The 1742-nt window shown below is 69.3% G+C and carries 1 protein-coding gene; it reads left to right on the top strand.

From position 1 onward, the window contains the following. Nucleotides 1-1742: AAA family ATPase (locus RT323_RS16620; RefSeq protein WP_313410407.1), on the top strand; the 1742-nt coding region annotated here is incomplete at both ends.

The raw sequence follows: 1742 nt of genomic DNA, 5'->3' as shown, positions 1-1742 counted from the left end.
CGCGTCCTCGATGCAGCCCGCACCCCGGTGGCAGTGATCGCATCCCGCGCCAAGCTCGAGAAGGCACTTGCCGCCCACGAGAGGACCACCGGCTGGCCGCTCAACACCGGGCAGAAGGAACTGGCCCACCACCTCGTCGGAGCGGGAACCCTGCTCGCCGCCGGCGTCGGGCCGGCCGGCACCGGCAAGACCACCGCCATGAAAGTGGTCGTGCAGGCGTGGGAGAACACGGACCGCCACGTCATCGGTCTAGCGCCCTCCGCGGCAGCGGCGAGCGTGCTGGCTGAGGACATCGGCACCGACTGCCACACCATCGACTCCCTGACCTTCACCTGGCTCGGCCGCAACCCAGGCGCCCCGGGACGGAGCCTCGAGGCGCTGCCGGTGACCATCCGCCCCGGCGACATGCTGCTAGTCGACGAAGCGGGCATGGCCAGCACCGAGAACCTCGCCGCGCTGACCGAAATCGCCGCCGAATCCGGCGCCGTCCTGCGCCTGATCGGAGACCCCAAACAGCTCGCCGCCGTCGAGACCGGCGGCCTGTTCGCCGACCTGACCCGCACCCCGGGAACAGTCGAACTGAGCGAAGTCATGCGCATGGGAGCAGACACCGAACAGGCCGAGGCAACGCTCGCCCTACGCGAAGGCAACACCGACGCCCTGGGCCTCTACGCGCACCGCGGCTGGATCCGTGGCGGACACCGCGAGCAGATGCTCACCGACGCCGTTCAAGCCTTCCTCGACGACACCAAGGCCGGCCGCAAGAGCCTGGTCATCGCCTCGAACAACAGCGACGTCGACTCGCTCAACGAGGTCATCCGCGCCGACCGGATCGCCCACGGACACGTCGACGACACCCGCACCACGCGCCTTTCCCGAGGCGACACCGTCGGCGTCGGCGACACGATCATCGCCCGTGAGAACGCCAAGCTCTACACCTCCGACAGCAAGTACCTCGGCCGGGTGATCAACGGCCAACTATTCACCCTCACCGGCATCGCCGACGACGGCTCACTAAGCGTGCGCGACATCAACACCGGCAACGAGATGGTCGTGCCTGCCAGCTACGCGAGCAAGAGCATGCACCTGGGCTACGCGACGACCATCCACCGTGCCCAGGGCGCCACCGTCGATGTCACCCACGCAGTCGTCGACACCTCGGTGGACCGTGCCGGCCTGTACGTTGCGATGACCCGCGGCAAGAAGGAGAACCGCGCCTACGCCGTGTGCGAACCCACGGTCGACCTGTCTGCCGAGGACGCCCACATGCACTCAGCCGGCGACCACGACGCCCCCACCGCCGCCGAGGTACTGGCCGCCATTCTTAGGCGCGACACCCACCAAGCCTCCGCGACCGCAACACTGCGCGAGGAGATGGATAACGCCACCGACCCGGCGCGCATTGAAGCGCTGTACCGCCACGGCGTCGACCTCGCTGCCCAAGCCTTCACCAGCTCCACGCTGCCCACCTACATCGACGCCCTGCCGCGCCTCTACGGCCGACACCTCGAGCCCGGAGGCGACCAATACGACGTGCTCGCCCGAGCCTGGACCGACGCCGCCACCACCGGCCACGACCCCCGCGAGCTGTGGGCCGAGGCCACCGCGAACCTGGAGACCGCCGACAATCCAGGGGCCGTCATCGCGCACCGGATACGCCACGCGACAAACCAGGACCGGGACCGGGACGCCCTGCCCACCCCTCCCCCAATCGCGCCGGCCACCGACACCGAACTGGCAGC

It is taken from the genome of Aeromicrobium sp. (genome assembly GCF_032084975.1).
Classification (GTDB): domain Bacteria; phylum Actinomycetota; class Actinomycetes; order Propionibacteriales; family Nocardioidaceae; genus Aeromicrobium.
This window is presented reverse-complemented; position numbering and strand designations above follow the sequence as displayed.